This is a genomic window from Oenococcus kitaharae DSM 17330 (assembly GCF_000241055.1).
GTDB classification, from domain to species: domain Bacteria; phylum Bacillota; class Bacilli; order Lactobacillales; family Lactobacillaceae; genus Oenococcus; species Oenococcus kitaharae.
In genome coordinates this window covers 671286-690590 of sequence record NZ_CM001398.1, presented here as the reverse complement: position 1 = coordinate 690590, position 19305 = coordinate 671286, and the positions used below count along the sequence as shown (strand labels likewise).

The 19305-nt window shown below is 41.4% G+C and carries 20 protein-coding genes; 5 read left to right on the top strand and 15 right to left on the bottom strand.

The annotated features are described in order from the left end of the window. Positions 1-53 precede the first annotated feature (53 nt). Positions 54-1652, top strand: coding sequence for an ATP-binding cassette domain-containing protein (locus tag OKIT_RS03445; protein WP_007745357.1), 1599 nt, complete (start codon positions 54-56; stop codon positions 1650-1652). A gap of 75 nt (positions 1653-1727) precedes the next feature. Then, a complete protein-coding gene (locus OKIT_RS03440; RefSeq protein WP_422385582.1) occupies positions 1728-2375 on the top strand; it encodes an NADPH-dependent F420 reductase in 648 nt (215 codons plus the stop codon). A 43-nt stretch (positions 2376-2418) separates the two neighbouring features. Here the strand turns inward: OKIT_RS03440 and OKIT_RS03435 are convergent, their stop codons facing one another. Next, positions 2419-3243, bottom strand: coding sequence for an oxidoreductase (locus OKIT_RS03435; protein WP_007745353.1), 825 nt, complete (start codon positions 3241-3243; stop codon positions 2419-2421). A gap of 182 nt (positions 3244-3425) precedes the next feature. Between OKIT_RS03435 and OKIT_RS03430 the strand changes: the two genes are divergently transcribed. After that, positions 3426-4343 (top strand): aldo/keto reductase, encoded by a 918-nt coding sequence (locus tag OKIT_RS03430; RefSeq protein ID WP_007745351.1) that lies wholly within the window; start codon positions 3426-3428, stop codon positions 4341-4343. Between the two features lie 126 nt (positions 4344-4469). On the opposite strand, the gene OKIT_RS03425 is transcribed toward OKIT_RS03430, so the two are convergent. The 6 genes from OKIT_RS03425 to OKIT_RS03400 form a co-directional block, all read right to left on the bottom strand. Further along, on the bottom strand, positions 4470-4739 hold the full coding sequence (locus tag OKIT_RS03425; protein WP_007745350.1) for a hypothetical protein: 270 nt from the start codon (positions 4737-4739) through the stop codon (positions 4470-4472). Between the two features lie 125 nt (positions 4740-4864). Beyond that, on the bottom strand, positions 4865-5626 hold the full coding sequence (locus OKIT_RS03420) for an NADP-dependent (R)-specific alcohol dehydrogenase (RefSeq protein ID WP_007745349.1): 762 nt from the start codon (positions 5624-5626) through the stop codon (positions 4865-4867). A 115-nt stretch (positions 5627-5741) separates the two neighbouring features. Then, the gene (locus OKIT_RS03415) at positions 5742-7313 is read right to left on the bottom strand and encodes an ABC transporter transmembrane domain-containing protein (RefSeq protein WP_007745344.1); all 1572 of its coding nucleotides are present in this window, start codon (positions 7311-7313) and stop codon (positions 5742-5744) included. Positions 7314-7556: 243 nt separating this feature from the next. Continuing rightward, positions 7557-8147, bottom strand: coding sequence for an ABC transporter ATP-binding protein (locus OKIT_RS03410; RefSeq protein WP_007745343.1), 591 nt, complete (start codon positions 8145-8147; stop codon positions 7557-7559). Next, positions 8140-9483, bottom strand: coding sequence for a hypothetical protein (locus OKIT_RS03405; protein WP_148127730.1), 1344 nt, complete (start codon positions 9481-9483; stop codon positions 8140-8142). Before OKIT_RS03405 ends, OKIT_RS03410 begins: the two co-directional genes overlap by 8 nt. A gap of 150 nt (positions 9484-9633) precedes the next feature. Then, the gene (locus OKIT_RS03400; RefSeq protein ID WP_241778176.1) at positions 9634-10086 is read right to left on the bottom strand and encodes a stage II sporulation protein M; all 453 of its coding nucleotides are present in this window, start codon (positions 10084-10086) and stop codon (positions 9634-9636) included. A 559-nt stretch (positions 10087-10645) separates the two neighbouring features. Between OKIT_RS03400 and OKIT_RS03395 the strand changes: the two genes are divergently transcribed. Further along, positions 10646-11263, top strand: a complete 618-nt coding sequence (locus tag OKIT_RS03395) for a sugar O-acetyltransferase (protein WP_007745337.1) — start codon at positions 10646-10648, stop codon at positions 11261-11263. Between the two features lie 96 nt (positions 11264-11359). Here the strand turns inward: OKIT_RS03395 and OKIT_RS03390 are convergent, their stop codons facing one another. Continuing rightward, positions 11360-11731 (bottom strand): hypothetical protein, encoded by a 372-nt coding sequence (locus OKIT_RS03390; protein ID WP_007745336.1) that lies wholly within the window; start codon positions 11729-11731, stop codon positions 11360-11362. Further along, positions 11718-11942 carry a hypothetical protein gene (locus OKIT_RS03385; RefSeq protein WP_036594022.1) on the bottom strand — a complete coding sequence of 75 codons (225 nt, stop codon included), beginning with the start codon at positions 11940-11942 and terminating at the stop codon, positions 11718-11720. The genes OKIT_RS03390 and OKIT_RS03385 overlap by 14 nt, the downstream gene beginning before the upstream one ends. 116 nt (positions 11943-12058) lie before the next feature. On the opposite strand from OKIT_RS03385, the gene OKIT_RS03380 reads away from it, so the two are divergent. Continuing rightward, positions 12059-12586 carry a TetR/AcrR family transcriptional regulator gene (locus tag OKIT_RS03380; protein WP_007745333.1) on the top strand — a complete coding sequence of 176 codons (528 nt, stop codon included), beginning with the start codon at positions 12059-12061 and terminating at the stop codon, positions 12584-12586. Positions 12587-12744: 158 nt separating this feature from the next. On the opposite strand, the gene OKIT_RS03375 is transcribed toward OKIT_RS03380, so the two are convergent. From OKIT_RS03375 to OKIT_RS03350, 6 genes are all read right to left on the bottom strand, one after another. Then, the gene (locus OKIT_RS03375; RefSeq protein ID WP_007745331.1) at positions 12745-14130 is read right to left on the bottom strand and encodes a glycoside hydrolase family 32 protein; all 1386 of its coding nucleotides are present in this window, start codon (positions 14128-14130) and stop codon (positions 12745-12747) included. Beyond that, positions 14127-14978, bottom strand: coding sequence for a carbohydrate ABC transporter permease (locus OKIT_RS03370; RefSeq protein WP_007745328.1), 852 nt, complete (start codon positions 14976-14978; stop codon positions 14127-14129). The genes OKIT_RS03375 and OKIT_RS03370 overlap by 4 nt, the downstream gene beginning before the upstream one ends. Next, positions 14971-15858, bottom strand: a complete 888-nt coding sequence (locus OKIT_RS03365; RefSeq protein ID WP_007745323.1) for a carbohydrate ABC transporter permease — start codon at positions 15856-15858, stop codon at positions 14971-14973. Before OKIT_RS03365 ends, OKIT_RS03370 begins: the two co-directional genes overlap by 8 nt. A gap of 72 nt (positions 15859-15930) precedes the next feature. Further along, positions 15931-17229, bottom strand: coding sequence for an ABC transporter substrate-binding protein (locus tag OKIT_RS03360; RefSeq protein WP_007745322.1), 1299 nt, complete (start codon positions 17227-17229; stop codon positions 15931-15933). 120 nt (positions 17230-17349) lie between these two features. Then, a complete protein-coding gene (locus tag OKIT_RS03355; RefSeq protein ID WP_007745321.1) occupies positions 17350-18327 on the bottom strand; it encodes a LacI family DNA-binding transcriptional regulator in 978 nt (325 codons plus the stop codon). 25 nt (positions 18328-18352) lie between these two features. Continuing rightward, a complete protein-coding gene (locus OKIT_RS03350; protein ID WP_007745320.1) occupies positions 18353-19252 on the bottom strand; it encodes a proline iminopeptidase-family hydrolase in 900 nt (299 codons plus the stop codon). Positions 19253-19305: the final 53 nt, after the last annotated feature.

The following is a 19305-nucleotide window of genomic DNA, read 5'->3' as shown; positions in this document are numbered from 1 at the left end:
ATACGTACATATCATATTATTAGATAAAAAAATGAAATCCGGGGAATGACGTTATGAGCAAATATTTAAAAGAACAATGGGCTTGGACACTGTTTTGTGTTTTCCTGATTGCCTTGATGTCCGGTAGCAAAGTAGCGGCGGCTTTAATTAATACCTATTTGCTGAACAGCTTGATCAGTTTCCAACGAAACCGATTTCTGCTGTTGGTAGGCCTGGCGATCTTGACCTGGGTAATTTTCGCTTTTTTGATCTATGTCGTGTATAGTCTGCGGGCAAGACTGGTACAAAAGATGAGCCTGTCTTTGCGGCATGATATCAGCCAGCAAATTTCTGGTCTGCCATACAGCCGTTTTCATGCCAAAAATTCAGACGATTACTCATCTTGGCTGATGAACGACGTGACAATGATCGAAAACGGCGGTTTTAGTGTTTTCTTCGATATTATTTCTGTTTCTCTGGATGCCATCTTCTCAATCATCGCCCTGCTGTCTTTCCATTGGTCACTGGTCGTCTTAACATTGCTGCTGTCGGTCGTCACTATTTTTGCCCCACAATTGATGCAGAAAAAATTGAAGAAAGCCAGCGTCGAAACTTCGCAGGCCAACGAAAATTTTGCAGCCTCGGTCAACGACACGCTGCATGGCTTTGACACACTGTTTGCATATAACCTGACGCAGCGAATTATCAATCACGTCGATAAAAGCGGCCGGTTGCCGCAGACCAAAAAAGTTCAACTGGGACGTACACAAGCAGCTGCCACGTCAATTGGCGTCTTGGCAAACGCCGGTAGTCAACTGATTACAATTGCCTGGACTGGTGCCTTAGCACTAGCACGTCTGACGCCGATCGGATCAATTCTATCAACCGGTGCCTTGGCCTCAAACGTCTTTAACGGCTTAGCTAACTTAGGTCCAACGCTGACTTCTGTCAAATCCCTGAATCCCTTGTTTGCTAAATATCATCTGGGTGTCGATACCAGCCTCAATACCAGCAATCAAAGCACTAAGTCTCTAGCAGACGCCACTATCAATCTGACAAATCTGAGCTACCGCTATCAGGATAAAATAGCTTTGAAGCCGGTTTCGATCAAGCTTCCTTTGAATAGCAAAGTCATTATTACAGGTGAATCTGGCGCTGGTAAATCGACTCTGCTGAATATTCTAGCTGGTAAACTGCTGAATTATAGTGGTAGTGTCAAAATTGCCGGCCAGGAATTAAAGGATCTCTCCTCAGAACAGCTGCGAAAAACCATTACTTATGTTGATCAGATTCCCTATATTTTCAACGGCACCATCCGTGATAACTTGACCCTTGGCGAAAAATTCTCTGATGATGCCATTTTCCAGGCACTCAAACGCAGCGACCTATTTGACTTCGTTATGGCTCAAAAACAAGGCTTGGATAGTTCAGTCGGCGAAAAAGGTCAGCTCTTCTCTGGTGGCCAGCGACAGCGTTTAGCGCTGGCCCGGGGTTTATTACGGAATCCACAAATTCTGCTAGTCGATGAAGGCACCAACAGTTTGAAAAGCGAAAGTGCTATTCAAGTAGAAAAGCAATTCTTAAGCTTGCAAGATATGACTGTTATTTTTGTTACTCATCAATTACATGAAGAAATTCGGCCAGAAATTGATCAATTAATTACGTTGGCTTAGTTTTTCATAAATGGCCCCCCGCACTTTTTTATAGATCACCAGCGATGGTCTATTATAGGTGCGAGTATAATTGGCATGGGGACAGATTCGATTGGAGAAACACATATGAAAATCGCATTCATCGGTAGTGGACATGTCGGACAGGCTCTAGCTAAATTAGCCATTAAAGCCGGCCATGAAGTGACTTTAACTAATCGCCACGGTGCTGACAGCTTAAAAGAAATTGTCGCCGGACTTGGTCCTCAAGCCAAAGCAGCTGATTTAGCTGATATTGCAGACGGCCAGGACTTAATTGTGCTGGCTGTGCCCTTTAACCAAATCAAAAATATTGATAGCAATCTGCTAAAAGGCAAAAAAGTCATCGATGCCAGCAATTATTTTCCGCAACGGGATGGGCAAAACACGGACTTACTCACACATAAAATTGCCAGCTCGCAATTGGTCGCCAATCACTTTCATAGTAGCGAGGTTGCAAAAGCATTCAATACTTTCGGCGTCACAAATTTAGGTAGCCTAGCCAAAGCGGCCGGTACACCTGATCGGATCGTTATGACCGTCGCTGGCAATGGCGAAGTTAAAAAAATCGCTACTGACTTGATTTCAGAAATTGGTTTTCAGCCTTACGATGCAGGATCCTTATCTGAAAGCTTTAAAGTCCAAGCTGATGGGCCAATCTTTGGTTTTCAGGGAACTTTGGATGAAATTACAAAAAAAATTGCCTGATTGGCATAATAAAAAGGTTGTCAGTAGGCAGCCTTTTTATTATCTAAAAATCAGTTTCTTTGCTTTTGCCTTCCCAAGCTTTCAAGCCATTAATGTCAGCCTGCAACTCATGGTTGACCACCTTAATCGCATCACTGCCTAACAGCAGCATGTCAGGTGTGTGATCAGATTGCACGGCTTCAACAAGTAAGTCACCGGCTTTCTTTGGATCACCCGGTTGTGTGCCGCTGCTATGGTCATTGTCTTTGCGGCGCAGGCCAGCAGTCTGGGCGTAATCATCAATCACAGCAGCCGACTCTTTAATCGAACGGCCGGCAAAATCAGTCCGAAAGGCACCTGGCTCGACAACCATAACCTTAATACCCAAAGGTGATACCTCTCGGCGCAAACTCTTAGACATAGCTTCCAAAGCATTTTTAGTCGCCGCATAATAGCCCGATCCCGCTAAGGAGTTCTTGGCCGCAATCGAAGAAATATTGACAATAGCACCTTGTTTTTTGGAACGCATATCAGGCAAAACAGCCTTGATCAGCCGTACGGGACCAAAGAAATTCGTTTCAAACAGCTCATCCACGTCGGCTGTGCCGCCTTCCTCAACGGCAGCTCGATAACCGTGTCCGGCATTATTAACCAAAACATCAATCGCACCGAAACGATCTTTGGAAGCAGCAACTGCCGACTTAATCTGTTCGGGGTCCGTCACGTCTAATGCTAATGCAATCGCGTGGTCAGGGTATTGATTGACAATTTCTTGAATTTTTTCCGTGTGGCGGGCAGTGACCGTCACATTATTGCCAGCTTTCAAAGCACTTAAAGCCAGATTATAGCCCAGGCCGCTTGAACAGCCCGTAATCAACCAGTTTGACATATTTGTTTACCTCTATATTTGGAATCTTCATTTGAGTCTTCACTGCTCAACATTAAAGATATGATCAGTTTAAACCCGCTGGCGGGCAAAATCAAAAAGCGCTTTCTTTTCTTAGCAGCCAAGTCGATTTACATCAAGCCTATAATAAGGCTATACACTTATCAATAAATGGAGGCAAATCAATGGTACAAACTATAAAAATTGGTCACAGCGACGTGGCATCAATTAAATTAGGCCTTGGTACGAACAAAGTCGGCGGCCACAATTTATTTCCTGGTCTAGAAGACGAAGATGGTTACGATCTAGTTCAAGAAGCCCTATCAGACGGCATTTCCTTGTTGGATACAGCCTATGTTTACGGTTTAGGCAAATCAGAAGAAATTATTGGCGACGTGTTGCAGAAAAATGACCGTCAAAAAGTCATTGTTGCCAGCAAAGCAGCGCAGGACCCGAAAGATAATCTGAAGCTGAACAACAAGCCCGCCTTTTTGAAACAAGCTGTTGACGATGCGTTAAAACGTTTGAAGACGGATTATATTGATATTTTTTACATCCATTTCCCAGATGATCAGACAGACAAAGCCGAAGCTGTTGCGGCTTTGGCAGACGAGAAAAAAGCCGGCAAGATTCGTGCAGTTGGCGTTTCCAATTTTTCTCTTGACCAAGTCAAAGAAGCGAACGTCGACGGCCAAGTAGATATCGTCGAAGATAATTACAGCCTGCTGCATCGTGGCGCTGAAAAAGATCTGCTGCCGTATCTCAAAGCTAATGGTATTTCCTTTGTTCCTTATTTCCCATTGGCTTCAGGTTTGCTGACAGGTAAATATACAGCTGCCGATGCCGGTAAATTTGATCAGTTTTCTGCCGAACAATTTGACCGAATCATCAAGGCTTTAGATCAAGTTCGTCAAATTGCTGATAAAAAACAAGCAACTGTCGCTCAAGTCATGATCGCTTGGTACATGGCCGATCCCGATGTCAGTGTTGTGATCCCCGGTGCCCGCAAGGCCGAGCAAGTCAAAAGCAACGCTGCTGCTTTGTCAATTGATATCAGCGACAAGGAATTCAAGACAATCGATCAGCTGTTTGCCGGATTTTAAAAAATCAGCTCAGCAGATGAAAGACCGTCCATAATTAGTGGACGGTTTTATTTTTTGGACTTCTCTAAGACAAATGTGCTCGCTATGCACAACAAGTAGTGAACACATTCATCTTTTTAAATCTTTTTAACGCTTTAATTTATCAGTTTTCAGATAAAAGAATCCTAGCAGAATCAAGATGACAGGCCACACGAAGACAACTTGGCCTTGTGGCAAAAAGCTAAAGTAGTGATGCAGGGCTAGAGCCAAAAATAATAATACACCAATGGCAAGAAGCGAGTAGCTGCGGTAAGACCGCAATTTTTGCATTAATGAGGTATCCTGTGTCCTATTGCTGACATAAATAGTCAAAGCGAGTATTAAAATAAAAACGATGTTAAAAGAATCATCCGTCATGATTGGTCTCCTTCAATAATAAAGACATGATTTTTTTATAATACACTTTCTTGGTTCAATACATCCATAAAATAAAAACCGTCCATAATTAGTGGACGGTTTTTCTATATATTGATGCAGCAACATTATTGAGCTGTGTAGCCGCCATCAACTGTAAATTCAGAACCAGTCGCAAATTTGGCTTCTTCAGAACCCAGATAAACAGCCAACCAGCCGATATCATCCGGGACACCAATATGTCCCATCGGCGTCTTGGTGCGATCGCTCATAGCTGCTTCAGCGCCAGGCATATTGTCCACCAAAGGTGTCTTAATATAACCCGGATGGATTGTATTCACACGTAGGTTATAATCATTTTTCGCGCAATACAAAGCAGCTGATTTACTCATAATCCGCAAAGCACCCTTCGTCGCATTATAGGCGAACAAATCAGGATCACCGATCAAACCTTCAATACTCGAAACATTCAAAATAACTGCATCCCCGCTTTTAGGGTGCTTCATATTAATCACGCCATAATGCGTACCAAGGTAGACACCGTCCAGATTGACTGCCATGGTCTGGCGCCACTGTGCATAATCTGTGTTTTCAACGTTTCCAGGAACGCCAATACCAGCATTGTTTACCAGAATATCTACCTTACCAAATTCGGCAATTGTGTCGGCAAATAATTTCTTCCAGCCTTCTTCATCAGAAGCATCATGCACCACGAACTTAGCATTAGCCGAATTATCCAAGGAAGCTAAAGCCTTCTCGCCAACAGCTTGCCTGCGGCCGGTAAAGACCACTTTGGCACCTTCCTTCAAATACAAGTCAACAATCGATAAGCCGATGCCTAGCGTTCCGCCAGTCACAATCGCGACTTTGTCTTTCAAACGATCTGTCATATTAAATACCTCCGTATCCACAAAATATTTTACTCGGACTTTGTTACAAAGTAAACAATGTGAAATTTGACTAATTTTGTCACAATTCGCATGACGTCAGATGCATACAGATGCTTTAGGGTTTTAACAAATTCAGTTTCATCAAAGATGCTTGAATCGTCGGATCCTGTAACGGTCCGTTAGCAGCAATTTCGCCATCGGCCATGACTAAAATCTGATCGGCAAAGGTAAATAAGGCCTCATTGTAGTGATGCGTAATGACGGTCCAGCCTGAATCCAGCTGCATGAGCATCTCTTCAATCGCCTGTGCTGTATGCGGGTCCAATCCGCTAGCAGGTTCGTCGAAAAGAAGATAGTCAAAATGACCCAACAGCGTTCGGGCAATAAATAAACGTTTAGCTTCACCACCGGATAATTCGTGTCCAGAACTAGATAACTGTTTGGCGAAGGCTTCGCCATTGGCATAATTGCTTAATTGAGCTTGCGCTAGGGCTGATTGAAGCTGACTCTTTGAAAATTTTTGCCTGAATAGACTGAGATTATCTTGAAAACTGGCCGAGAAAATTGCACCACTTTGTTCAGCGACACCTAAGCGAGCACGCAGACTTGCCAGATCAATATTTTTTTGGTCATGGCCATTAATCAGAATTTTACCTGTATAGCCGTTTTTATCCAGCAAAGGCAGATTCATGAAGCTTGTCTTGCCGGAACCCGTCTTGCCGACAATCAAGTAATGCTTGTCAGTCTCAAATTTGAAATTAATGTGACGAAGAATTGTCTGATCCTTCTTTGTATAAACAATATCTTGATAGGCGATTGACTTTAATTTATTAATTGTTTGACCGACTGGATTTTTTTGCTGCAAGGCTAAATTAGCTTGAATCTTTTTGGCTGCTTCTTGACCTCCCACATAGTCAGCCATGAGCCCCGATGCCGACTGCAGCGGTTCAGCGATAAAAATCATCAACTGCGAAAAAGCCACTAACTGACCCAATGAGATTGATTTATTCATGACGAAATAAATCCCGCCAACCCAAGTACCGAGATAGAGAAAATTATCAAGCAGCTGCGATAAACTGCCAATTAGTTTTCGATTTTTCTGATCTTTATTTTGTTTGGTCAACCAATCTTGATTCTGGCGGTCAAAAAGATGACGCATAATGCGATCGACATTAAAAAGCTGAATCGTTCTTAAGCCATCTAAGATATTCCGCAAAATCTGTGTGTATTTTTCCGAGGAAGCAAGGACATCTTTTTTCGAAGCTTTCAACAATTTTTGATTTAAAAGCGGAATAAATAGGCCGGGCAAGCACAACACCAGGACGACCAAACAGAGCATGGGCTGGATAAAAAGTGAAATGACCATGGCAATGATAAATTGACACAGTTCAGCATAGATGGACACAGTTGCACGCAAATAATCGTCTTGCAGCACAGCCATATTATTAGTTAATTGATTAAAAGAACTGGATTTATTGTCATCACGACTTGAAGCCAGCGCTTGCTGCTCAGATAAATATTTGTGCATAAGACTAGCTCTGACAGCAGCAGCGGTCAAATTCAACCATTTCTCCCTGAAATAAGAACTAAAAAAATAAAAGAGTGCATCGACAACGATATAAGCCAATACCAGCAGAACCAATAAACCATAAGTGATATGTGCCCTGCCGTTAGCAGCATCTGTCAATAATTACAGAATCGAAGCGACAGATATTTCTACAAAAGAAGCAATCGGAATTAAAAATAGTAATAACAGTGAATATTTCTTTGAAAAAGATAAAAACTTCCCTAACATTTGGGTCTCCTGACACAATAACATCAGATCAGTCAAAGATCCAAGGCTTTTGTGTATTTTAACACATTATGTTAAGACAAGATTTTATAAAAAAATTAATTAAATAAAATGTATCTATTCTGATATTTTTTGTCGCTAAAAAGATATTGTCTTGTAGTGTAAACGTCCCAGTTTTTCATTGGCATGCGTCACGAATAACAAAGTATTGTCTTCCTCAACAAAAGCATTTAAATAGCCGCAAATGACTTGCATACCAGCTGAGTCAATGCCAGAGAAAAATTCATCCAGAATTAAAGTTCTCGGTTTTTGGGCCAAGGACAGCATAAACAAGAGTTTCTTTTTCGTTCCCAGAGATAGATCGGCAGTCACAGTGCCCAGGTATGGCAGCATATGCAATTGCTCAATCAGTTGAGTCAAAAAAGCTTCATGACATCTCAACTGCTTGACAGACTTCAAAAAAGATAGATGGTCATTAAAAGATAAATGGGGATCAAGCGTATTCTGATCACTCAAAAAAAGGTTGTCATTTGCGTGACTTTGTATCTTTACCGACCCGCTATCAGGGTGTAAATCTTCATGAATCAATTTTAATAAAGTGGTTTTCCCAACACCGTTGGGACCGGCGACACGATAAGCTTGGCCATAATCAAAATTTAGATCCAAGTTTTTAATAACCGCCGCATCCTCATAGGCAAAAGACATATTTTGAATACAAATATTAGGCATATAAAACACTTTTCCTTTCTTGGCTTTGCCGGATGCTGATGGCGATCATGAAACTCATAGCTGCTGCATTGATAACGATAAACAGAGTCGACAGACCAGAATACGTCAGAAAAGAGACATCATAGTACATAAAAGCAACTATCGGCAGTGATGACAAAGGCAGCCAGACAATCCACATAATGGCTTCAATCATGTTGCGGACAGCTAAGACCGTTTTCTGTCGTTGAATATCAAAAGCACTGTGGATGCCCACAGAGCAGCTAGTTAGCCCAGCTAGTTGGAGAGCCATCGTCAATAAAAGCAGCAGCGAAAAGGTCAGTAATACTAGCGGCATGGCAGCAGCCAGCCAGCCGCCCAAAGCAGCTAGGCATATGATGAGCAGATAAAACGGCGCTAAACGCAGGGCCAAATAGAGAGAGATCGCGACCAGCATATTTTGAATCAGTAAGGCATAATTTTTTCGCCAAATGAAGAAATCCAAATGGTATTTGATTTCAAAAAATTCCGGGAAACGCTGCAGGATGCTGGGCATTAAGAAAACAGCTGGATATATCAGCAGCATAAAAGCAATGCCAAGAGCAACTTTCATTTCAGTAATCTGACCAAGTGTGGACAATCCAAATCCTGACAATAAATAGAAAATAGGCGTTGCAGCTGTGAACGCATCTGACAAAGACTTTTTCGCGATGCTGCTTTTAAAATCTTTCATGTAAGAAAAATGCCGAGCGGGTTTAGCTAAACATGCTGGCAGAAAAAACATCAGGCAAGATAAACCAAATAACAATCCACTGTGCCAATCTAAAAGAAAGGCATTCAAATGAAAGTGTATAGTTCCAATAGATTTTTTTATGAGCAATTCAGACAACGCTTCCTGAATGCAATCTTTCATCGGAATGGCTATGAGAAAAGCTGTGACAAAAGCTAGTGGATTCAGCCATAACAGTGGGCGGCGTTTTGATTCAATACGTTGCAGAAAAATAGATAAGGCTGCAGTCGCAGTGATAATCAACATGGTAATCGCAGCTAGGCGAATCATGAATCCGCTAGTCAAGAACAAAACTAAGCTTGTCATGACAATTGGTATTCGAATAATCTTAAAAAAGGTCTGAGCGAAAAAACCAGCAGCCACTCGCCAACGATAAGAACTATCACGGGCCAGCATAGCGAGTAATGGCTGCTTTTGAGTAGCAGCCGCAACTGATCGCATATCCGGCACAAAGACAACGAAATTGACCAGCATAACGAGAAAAACAGCAATCACCGGCTCGGTAAAAACGTTTTTTAGCAAAGGATATTGTTGGGCGATCCATCGAAGCAATGATGGAGATAGCCTCAACGAAGCCCATGCAGAAAAAAAGAGGCCGAAAACAGAAGCTGTATATGCGCAAAAACAATATAATAGAAGTTTTCTCGCGGTTATCTTTTTAACGAAGGGAAGATTCGCATAAGCCGCTCTTAAAGAACTAACAAAAGCAATGATCATCAGTCATCTCCAAAATAGTGGGGTCACGCAAGTTTCTAGAAAAGCTGCTAAAGCCAGCAAAGCAGCTACCAGCAGCATCCTATTCAATAGTTGTTTTCGCTGCTGCTTCTTGGCAAGATTGATTTTCTGAAAACCAATATTAGCCGCAATAAACAAAGCCGTCAGTTCAGCCACCCCATGGATGCTCACTAACAGAATAAAGTAAAGCCAGGCGCCAGTCGTATAAATATTGGCTGTCAGGATGAAAGCTAATACCGCAGCATTCGCAATTAGCACAAGAATCGTCGGAATTTTAATCAGGAAGAATCCCGATACTAAGATTAAGGCCACGATTAAATTCTTAAATAGGATTTGAACAAAAGTAAAATCTTTAATCTGGCTTTTTAAATCAATTGGTAAATTCGTGGCAGCATGCTGGTAGTTTAAAAATAGTGTTAATAGGATCGCAGTTACCACAAAGCTAGCAGCAAAAACTGTACACACAGTCAGTAAAGGTTTCTTTTTAATTAAAAAAACTTGCGAAAACCTATTCCGGAAAACAGCCATATTGAATATTACGAAGAACGCGATGGTTTTCTAAAAAAGCAACAAAAAAACGCCGACATTATTGGGGCGTTTCTCGGATATCCAATCAATCTTTAATCTCATAAATACTGTACATGGCAGTCTGCCGACTGTTCAGATAGTATTTATTCGCAAAGTCCGAAGCTTGTTCGATACTATCGAACAATTTGATTGACGCCTCCGGACTCTGTTTCTTTTCGTTGATAAACCAGTTGTGTTTGATATCGTATATGCCAAATGTAATAAGCTTGTCCTTCTTTCTTCTATTTCCAGCTTATATCCTATCGGCCCTAATATCAAATGAATGCAAAGATTTGTTTAACCAATAAAACACACTAACAAGTTGATCACTCATTGATCGAACATTTTCATGTCATCAATCAACTTAGCTATGCTAAAATACTTGACGAAAGCGCATACATTTTAAACTCAAAGGGCAGGGAATCTTTCTATGGCTAAAAATGAAATTAAAAAAATGTTGACAAGCAAATTATATTTTGCTGGCAGTCCTGAAGCTGTGGCACTGCGTATGCGGGCCAAAAAAATGACTCATCGTTTTAATCAAATGATTGATTTAGATGTGAACCAAAAAAACGACCTGCTAAAGGAATTATTGGGTCGCATCGGAACCAATAGCTATATTGAGCCGCCCTTTAGAATTGATTATGGCCGTTATACAACGATTGGCAATCATTTTTATGCCAACTATGATTGCATTTTTATTGACGTTGCCCCTATCACAATTGGCAACGATGTCTTTTTGGGGCCGAGAGTCAGTTTGTATACGGCTGGGCATCCTATTGATGCCACAATCCGAAACGAAGAACTCGAATATGGTAAGCCGATCACGATAGGCAACAGCGTCTGGATTGGCGGAAACACAGTTATCAATCCAGGTGTCACCATTGGCAGCAATGTCGTCATTGGATCTGGTTCTGTGGTAACAAAAAATGTGCCGGATAATGTCGTAGCGGTCGGAAATCCATGCCACGTCTTAAGAGAAATCACTCCAGAGGATCATGCATACTGGCAGCAGCAAAAAGATATATATTTGCATGATAATGATTAATCAATATTAACCTGCTTTTTTAAATCCACCCTTATGAAACAGTGGATTTTTCGTAACCCTGTTTTACAGTAAGTCGAAATCGCGGCATTGCCTGCTTTATTTTTTCAGTCCCACTGTCACTGGAATCAGGGCCAGCAGCAGAAAAATACCAATTGTCCCGATAACGATACCAAGAATCTCTTGATGGTAAACCATTGTCAAGTTCATACCAAGCCCGAAGACCATCACGCCGAGAAAGGTCAAGCAGCTAATACCGATGGTTCGTTTATTGAGATTGAGTCTTGGTTTATTAGTCATCCTGCGATAAACCAACCAAGTAATGAATAAAATAATCAGTCCGATGATGCCCAAAACAATACCAGTTTGAAATAAATGCCAGGTAGGGAGCAAAGACATCGACATACCCAAGCCTAGGAAAAGAAAGCCTAAAGTACTCAAAAGAAGTGTGATATAACTACTTTTTTTCATCTTTCAGCTTTGCCTGCCTTTCTTCGTTTGCTAATTTTAACCTTGCTTTGGCATCTGCAATGCTTTCGCCATCATGCGTTAAATACTGATCAACAAATTTATCTTCGATCTTGGTGTAAGCACCCACGACTTTATCCGTTATTTTTTCATGAGCTTCGACAACGGATTTTGCAACTTTTTGATTTGCTTGAATGAGTTTTGATTTTGCCATCATTTTAGTGTCCTTTTCTTCTTTGATACATTGAGTGTAACGTGTGCTAGAATGAAAAAAAATCATCAATATCACGACATTTGTTGGTTTAATAAAGTTTGCCGAGGATACATGATATGGCCAACGTTCAGAATAATAAAAAAAGACGGACATCCATCTTAAAAATTGAAAAGGCGCTCGTTACTCTGCTGCAAGAACACGACTTGCATCAAATTTCTATCATCGATATCTGTCAGGAAGCGCATCTGAACCGATCCACGTTTTATGCTAATTTCCTTGATATCTACGATTTGATCGATCAGCTGCAAAGCCGTATGTTAGCCGACTTTAAGGGACTATATCAGGAAGAGAGCCAGGGCCAGCATAATTCTAACGACTTTACCAAATTATTTCGCCATATCCAACAGAACCAGCCATTTTACACAACCTACTTTAAATTAAAATTAGATACCTTAGTGAACATTAGCGACTACGATATTCACCTCGCTCAAAGACTATTCGATAATCGAAACCTGGACTACCATAAGGAGTTTTTTAGAGCAGGCATCACGGCCATCATCAAAAAATGGCTAGACCACAATTGCGACTTGAGCCCTGAAGAAATGTCTGACATTCTTGCGACAGAATATCAAAACAAAATTTAGATGCAGCTTGTATACTGTATCTAAATTTTGATTACCAAATATAGGATCATTTCAATCGTCTATCAGCAGTATCGGCGACTGACTTATTTTTCATCGTGTTTATCGTAAAGAGGCATGGCTTGAATCGGGTGTTAGCCAAGATGATTAAAAAATAAAAATTATAGTTTGAATTTCCGACCGATAAAACAGCTGCTGCCTTGATAAGACATTCTCTGAAGAGCACTTTTGGGGTAAATGACAAAACTGGCTGCAACTTGCTGATTAATAAAAATTTCTAACGACGAGTTGTCAATCAATATATCAAGTTTTTGAATACGTACAGGATCTGCAATTGTCATCTCTTGCTGATTGGTGAAGGTAGCTAGATGCAGATTAAGCTCATACCGCGTTAATGATTGCCGCTTGAGCTGAATCAAATCACCAGAGCCATTATCAAATATCAATTCATCACCCGTTAGCAAACCAGAATTCGAGCTGATAATTATGTGCCCAGCAAAGGCAACAGGCTTTTTAGTATCAATCACAAAGGATTGATTATCATAAGAAGCTGGTAGATCCAGGAAAGGTTCTTGATACAAGACGTCATTAACGATTGATAACTGCCGCGGGATACCCATCTGGCCATTCCATGTGTGGCCTTGTTTCCCCAAAAAATCCAGCAAGCGATCATTTCTCAACCACGGAATCAGAATCCTTTTGCCATGATAAGCAAATGACTGAGGGGCATAGAAATCCGGTCCTTGATCCAATACGGATATCTTGGCTAGATCAAACGTGGCTGTTTCCCAATTAATATCACCGCTGGCAAGATGAACGACATTTGGCTGCCCATCGCCGATAATGGCACTAAATACGAGCCCCCAATGCCCATACGAGGTCTGAAATAAGTCCGGGCATTCGGCCATGATACCGAGCTCAGGGCGGGAATCTAACAAAGTACTGGTAAAGCGCCATTGGAGTAAATCTTCGGATTGAAAAAGTAAAATCTGCCCGTGTCCATCTTTAGCCGAAGCCACAACGGCATAATAGCGATCGTTATAAGCAAATAATTTTGGATCACGAAAATCAGAAGTAAGCGATCCAGTCGGCAGTTGCCGAGCATCGATAACAGGGTTACCCGCATATTTTTGAAAATGGATACCATCATCAGAATAAGCAATATTTTGAGTCTCGGTCACGGTTCCTTGGTCTACGACGTGGCCTGTATACATCAGATATAAACGACCATCTTTTTCAATGGCTGAACCCGAAAACACGCCGGATTTGTCATAATCATGATCCGGGGCTAAAGCTACCGGCAGATTTTCCCAATGCAGCAAATCATCGCTGACAGCATGTCCCCAGTGCATGTCGTCCCATTGAGTCGAATAAGGATTGTACTGATAAAATAAATGGCATTTGTTTTGAAAAAATATGAGGCCATTAGGGTCGTTTATCCAGCCAACGGGGGCTGAAAAATGGTAGAGGGGTTTACGCCAGTCAGCGCGATCCAAAAGCTGTTTGCTAATAAAATTGTTTGCCTGCAATAATTTTGTTTCCGTCATTTGTCACCATTTCCTGCAACGCCCAATCCTTGTACCAAATACCTCTGAAAGAAAAGATAAACAATAATGAGCGGAATTGTCGAAATTGTTAAAATTGCCATGACTTGGTTCATGTAAACAGGTGCCGTACTATTAATGTTCGTAATGGCAACTTGCAGCGGAAATTTATTAGAATCGGTCAAGACCATTAGCGGCCAGATATAATCGTTCCAGCTACCGATAAATGAAAGTGTCCCGACTGTTGCCATAGCAGGTTTAGCCATTGGCATCATGATTTTCCAATAAATTGTAAATGTCCCGGCACCTTCCATCTCAGCCGATTCAATGACATCGCTGGAAATGGCATCGAAGAAATTTTTGAACATATAGATATAGAAGGGTGCAGCAATAGAAGGAAAAATAACTGCCCAAGGCGTGTTAATGATGCCCAGAAGTTTCACAATCTGAAATTTTTGAATAATGATTGTTTCGCCAGGAATGACTAAAGTCGCGATTAGCAAACCGAAAACAAATTTTTGTCCTTTAAAAGTAAATTTAGAAAAGCCATACCCAGCCAAGGAATTCACAATAATCGATCCAGCCGTGACACCAAAGGCATAAATCAAACTATTAATGATAAATCCCAATATATTAAATCGTGCTAACAAGCTTTGATAGGCCGTACCCCACTGGTTAATGTGAAATGATGGCAAGAAAGCCTTGATGTTGTCCATATTATTATAAATTTGTGCTTCCGGTTTCAAAGATGAGGCAATCATCCAGACTAGCGGGAACAAAAACAGCAAGGCAATCAATGTAATTAAAATGGTCGTAATAATTGTGTAAGCAAATTTTCTTGGATTACGCATTCTGATCGCCTCCCGCTCCAGTAATCTTCCTTTGAATCAAGGTAAAAAGAATGATTGCAAAACCATAAATGACACTCATAGCACTGGCATAGCCTAATTGCCTATCTGTAAATCCGGTTCGATAAATATAGTAAACGGGCGTAATCGTCGAATTCAGCGGCCCGCCTTGGGTCATAACCATTGGCTGGATAATCAGCTTAAAAGCATCGATAAAGGTTGTTGTCAGAATCATCAATGAGGTTGGCTTCAGCAACGGTAATGTAATGTGCAGAAAACGCTCCCATTTGCTGGCACCATCAATTCGAGCAGCTTCATATAATTCTGTGGGAATGTTTTGCAATCCAGCTAAGAAAATCAACATTTGATAACCCGCTCCCTGCCAGGCAGAGAGGCCGATAATCGCAAACATCGCTTGTTTCGGGCTGGTTAACAGTGGTTGTGCATGCAGACCTAGTTTAACTAATAGATTGTTCAGCAGTCCTTGATCTGGATTTAAAATGTACAGCCAAAGAACTGATGTGACAGCTAGCGAGACGACCACTGGTGCGAAAAAAGAAACTTTGAAAAATGTGTTCCAAGGCCTTTTTCTGTTCACAATCAAGGCCAATCCTAATGCTGTTCCGACTTGAATCGGCATGACGAACAAAACGAATTGACCAATGTTTTTCACGCTGGTCCAAAAGACCGGATCCTTTAACAAATTAATATAATTCAGCAGACCAATAAATTGGCGATCCTGGGGTGCTAGCATATAATAATTAGTCAGCGAATAATAAATCGAAAGCAGCGCCGGGATGAAGAGAAACAAGGCTAGCAGCAGCAGCGCCGGAAAAATATACCACCAAGCCTGATTATTCCTTTTTGCCAATATATTGTTCATATATTTGTCTCCTTAATCAAAATAGCTGCTGAGCCGTCTCGCGACAACTGCCGGCAGCTATGACGATATTCATTACTTCAGATAGCTTTGAATCGTTTTTGCTTCGCTTCTAAGCAGTGAAGCAATATTAGGATTCTGGCGATAGTAGGTGCTTTTTGTAACTGTGTCTGCAAATGTCCGTGATACTTGTGGGTAATTAACCAGCACCGGACGGGAATGGCCACTCTTCAGATTCTGCTGAATGAGGAACCTCATCGGAGCCGTTACTTGAGGCAGCATCCGGCGGGAAACACTTTTACGTGCTGGCAAAACAGTGTTGGCCATCGAGGTACGGTACATTTGATTGGTTTGTGTCAAGAAGTTGACCAGGGCACCAGCTGCGGCAGTCTTCTTCGTGCTGGCACTCATTGCATACTGCCAACTACCAGTTGGTGAAACTAATTTATTTGTTTTAGGTGATACTGGATATGGCAGGATACCATAATCAATATTCTTGTAGGAACTGTTTAATTCTTGAATTGTCCACGAGCCGGACATCATCATTGGATATTTACCAGTTTGAAAACCAGCTTTAATCGGGCTGATTGTCGTATAACCATTCTTTACTAGATTCTGTAGAAAGGCGAAAGCAGATTCATTGGCTTTGGAATCGAAAATCCCGGTCGCTTTTGTTCCTGATGGGTTAGTAATGTTGCCTCCCGCTGACCAAAGGAATGGCGAGAAGGAATAAATGGCCCACTCTGAGTGGTCAGCTAGCTGCATATCGATAGCTGGCTGCTTAAAGTGCTCATGGAGCCTTCTTGCGATAGATGTAAACTGATCCCAATTCCAAGTCTTTGTCAAAGTGGGTGGTTCGGAATCGGGAATGCCCGCTTCTTTAAACATTTTCTTATTGTAGAAAATACCAACACCTGACTCGGAATAACCAACTGCGTATAATTTGCCCTGATAAGTGCCTTGAGAAATAATACTTGGCAAAATATCACTTTTATTTGTAATATACTTACCAACCGGCTGGATAATTTTTGACTTAGCATACGCCGCTGTGTTGGGTCCATCCAACGTCAAAACATCTGGCAGACTATTTGAATTGAGCGCGGCGTTAATCTTGTCTTCATATCCGCCGCCTGCGCCACTGCGTGGAATGTATTGAACTGTCGCTTGATAGCCGGATTTATTATCTTTATTGAAGGCAGTAATGTTTTTTTGCATCGCCTTGCCTTCAGGGTCCGTTTTGGAAAAATGAACCCACATTGTGACTTGCTTCTTGGAACTAGCTGACGAGCCGCTCCCATTATTAAAGTACACAACAAGCAGTACAACGATGACCAATGCCGCCGCAATAACTGCAATTAATCTCCCTTTTTTCATGAAAATCAATCCTCCTCAAAAGCTAAAGCTTTTTTGTAACGTTTCATTACAGCTAAATAGTATAATTGTAAGCGCTTACTGTCAACATATTTTTGAAACGTTTTAATTTTGTAACACAATTTAATGATTGATTGTTGTGTAGCCCGAACGAAAAGAAACCGGCAATACTGAAATTTCCTGGGCGTGATCCGGATCTTTGATCTTCCGTAATAAAATATCCACCGCCGTATTAGCCATCAAATGAATTGGCTGGGCAATCGTCGAGACATACATGGATACCTCATTTGTCACGCTAACACCGTCATAACCAATTATTTGAACATCGTCCGGTACCGACACACCTTGTTTTCTCAATATATTGACTATTTCCAATAACTCAGTATCATTCACACAAAAAATACCATCAATGTCTGGATGCTGATTAAAAAGCTCGTAAACCAGATCCTCTAAATGATGGATCGGCCCAGGAACATAAATTTCAACCGGTGGAAAGCCTTGTTCAGCCGCATAGTTCATAAAAGAATCGTGTCGTTTAGTCGTGTCGTTTTTATATTCGGAATAGCTGCCAATAAAAGCCAAATGATGCAGGCCGCGGTTTAATAATTCTTGTGCCGCCAACCGTCCACCCTGTACATTATCAGAAGTTACATAGGAAACCTTTTCTGTAAAATAACGGTCAATACTGACAAAGGGCAATTTTGACGACACGTATTGGTCAATGGCGCTATAAGTAATTCCAATAATTCCATCAACTTTATTTTGCATGACCATTTGAATGTACTCATATTCCTTATCAGCATCAGCTTCGGAATTGCATAGCAGCACCTTGTACTGCAATTTGTATAATTTTTGTTCAACGAAATAAGCAAATTCCGAAAAAAAGGGATGCCAGATTGTCGGCAGAATCAAAGCAATCGTCCTGGAAGAATTGATTTTAAAACCACGCGCATAATCATTACGCACGTAATCAAGTTTTTGGATAGCCTCTTGAACCTTCAAAACGGTATCGGCTTTGACACCACTCGCGTGATTAATCACACGAGAGACAGTGCCTAAGCTGACTTGGGCTAATTTTGCTACATCTTTCATCGTCGGCATATTGTCCTCCAATACCTTTAACAGATCAATTCTGAATGTTAGTATCACTCTCAGTCAAAAAGTTGTTCACCTGTTCAAAAAAGAATTCTGGATTGTCGCGAATTGAGACATGGGTAGCATCCGGAATAATAGCTAGTTTGCCATGCGGCAGCTGTTTAACCATCGCCTGCGCGCGTTTGACCGGAATCATATCCTGATCACCAATCAGAATTAAAGTCGGTGTGTGAATTTCAGAAACACGTTTTTCGACAGTCCAGCCGGCCATCACGCCACTGGTCTGGAAAGGATTTCTCCCCATCATCAAATCAGCCAACTGATAATTAGTCGTGTCAACAGCGTGCTTGGTCTGGCTTTGAGAAAAACGCGTGTAATAATCACGGTAGAATTTCCCCATAAATTGATTGAAAAGCGCATCGTCAAATTCGCCTTTTTTTGCCTCCAAGAAGACATACTCAGCTTCATCTTTTGTCAAAACCTTGTCAACTTCTTCTTTCATGCGATCTGTGAAATCTGCGTCACGGTCAGCCATACCGACAATAATTAATTTAGTCAAATGTTCGGGATGCTTCAAAGCATATTCCAAAGCAATCATGCCGCCCCAAGAATAACCCAGTAGTGTAAATTGCTCGTAGCCTAACTGTCGGCGAACCTGTTCTAACTCATCGACAAAATAATCAATTTTCAAAGTTCTCTCAGCGACTTTCGGATCGGAAAAATCCGGTTGATCCGAATACCAAGATCCCAGCTGATCATAACAAGTGATCTCGGCACCAGGAATTTCCGCAGGAAAGCTTTCAAAAGACTCGTGCGTGTCACCCGGGCCGCCATGAACAGCGATCATTTTGTCGGACTGACCGGCATTTTCCGTGTGAGACCATAGATGGTAGCCGTTTGGTAGAGTTAAAATATGCGTACCGTTTTTCATAACCTAAGCATAATAAAAAACACTTGTGATAGCGCTTTAGAAAAGGAAAGATT

Excerpts from the sequence above, each read along its gene's own strand:
- OKIT_RS03445 (WP_007745357.1), top strand. The coding sequence starts at position 54 with ATGAGCAAATATTTAAAAGAACAATGGGCTTGGACACTGTTTTGTGTT.
- OKIT_RS03440 (WP_422385582.1), top strand. The coding sequence starts at position 1,728 with ATGGGGACAGATTCGATTGGAGAAACACATATGAAAATCGCATTCATC.
- OKIT_RS03435 (WP_007745353.1), bottom strand. The coding sequence starts at position 3,243 with ATGTCAAACTGGTTGATTACGGGCTGTTCAAGCGGCCTGGGCTATAAT.
- OKIT_RS03430 (WP_007745351.1), top strand. The coding sequence starts at position 3,426 with ATGGTACAAACTATAAAAATTGGTCACAGCGACGTGGCATCAATTAAA.
- OKIT_RS03425 (WP_007745350.1), bottom strand. The coding sequence starts at position 4,739 with ATGACGGATGATTCTTTTAACATCGTTTTTATTTTAATACTCGCTTTG.
- OKIT_RS03420 (WP_007745349.1), bottom strand. The coding sequence starts at position 5,626 with ATGACAGATCGTTTGAAAGACAAAGTCGCGATTGTGACTGGCGGAACG.
- OKIT_RS03410 (WP_007745343.1), bottom strand. The coding sequence starts at position 8,147 with ATGCCTAATATTTGTATTCAAAATATGTCTTTTGCCTATGAGGATGCG.
- OKIT_RS03395 (WP_007745337.1), top strand. The coding sequence starts at position 10,646 with ATGGCTAAAAATGAAATTAAAAAAATGTTGACAAGCAAATTATATTTT.
- OKIT_RS03390 (WP_007745336.1), bottom strand. The coding sequence starts at position 11,731 with ATGAAAAAAAGTAGTTATATCACACTTCTTTTGAGTACTTTAGGCTTT.
- OKIT_RS03385 (WP_036594022.1), bottom strand. The coding sequence starts at position 11,942 with ATGGCAAAATCAAAACTCATTCAAGCAAATCAAAAAGTTGCAAAATCC.
- OKIT_RS03380 (WP_007745333.1), top strand. The coding sequence starts at position 12,059 with ATGGCCAACGTTCAGAATAATAAAAAAAGACGGACATCCATCTTAAAA.
- OKIT_RS03375 (WP_007745331.1), bottom strand. The coding sequence starts at position 14,130 with ATGACGGAAACAAAATTATTGCAGGCAAACAATTTTATTAGCAAACAG.
- OKIT_RS03370 (WP_007745328.1), bottom strand. The coding sequence starts at position 14,978 with ATGCGTAATCCAAGAAAATTTGCTTACACAATTATTACGACCATTTTA.
- OKIT_RS03365 (WP_007745323.1), bottom strand. The coding sequence starts at position 15,858 with ATGAACAATATATTGGCAAAAAGGAATAATCAGGCTTGGTGGTATATT.
- OKIT_RS03360 (WP_007745322.1), bottom strand. The coding sequence starts at position 17,229 with ATGAAAAAAGGGAGATTAATTGCAGTTATTGCGGCGGCATTGGTCATC.
- OKIT_RS03355 (WP_007745321.1), bottom strand. The coding sequence starts at position 18,327 with ATGCCGACGATGAAAGATGTAGCAAAATTAGCCCAAGTCAGCTTAGGC.
- OKIT_RS03350 (WP_007745320.1), bottom strand. The coding sequence starts at position 19,252 with ATGAAAAACGGTACGCATATTTTAACTCTACCAAACGGCTACCATCTA.